This window comes from Rhodococcus sp. ENV425 (assembly GCF_002887785.1).
Classification (GTDB): Bacteria; Actinomycetota; Actinomycetes; order Mycobacteriales; family Mycobacteriaceae; genus Rhodococcus; species Rhodococcus aetherivorans.
In genome coordinates this window covers 10,003-10,481 of the sequence record NZ_PCZU01000301.1, presented here as the reverse complement: position 1 = coordinate 10,481, position 479 = coordinate 10,003, and the positions used below count along the sequence as shown (strand labels likewise).

At 72.2% G+C, this 479-nt stretch carries 1 protein-coding gene; it reads left to right on the top strand.

The window, feature by feature from the left end; all coding sequences use genetic code 11:
- A partial coding sequence (locus CQZ88_RS32150; RefSeq protein ID WP_258008863.1) for a cell division protein SepF occupies window positions 1-465 on the top strand: 465 nt, incomplete at its 5' end.
- Between the last annotated feature and the right edge of the window lie 14 nt (window positions 466-479).

Genomic DNA, 479 nt, shown 5'->3' with positions numbered 1-479 from the left:
TTCGAGCCGGACGGCTTCGATCGCTACGAGCCCCCCGTGCGGGCGGCCCGCGTGGAGCCGATCACGGCCCGCGCACCGCGCCCGACCCCGCCTGCCCGCGCCGCCGCGCGGTCGTCGCTCGGCTCCGAGGGCCGGCTCGAACGGTCCGAGGCCCGTCGCGGCGCACTGTTCGACGAGGGAGGCCCGTTGTCGAAGATCACCACGCTGCGTCCCCGGGACTACGGCGAGGCCCGCACCATCGGCGAGCGGTTCCGCGACGGCACCCCGGTGATCATGGATTTGGTGGAGATGAGCAACGCCGACGCCAAACGGCTCGTCGACTTCGCCGCCGGGCTGGCCTTCGCGCTGCGCGGCTCGTTCGACAAGGTCGCCACCAAGGTGTTCCTGCTCTCCCCGGCGGACATCGACGTCTCCGCCGAAGAGCGCCGCCGGATCGCGGAGACGGGGTTCTACAACCAGCAGTGACCTGAACCCGCAGC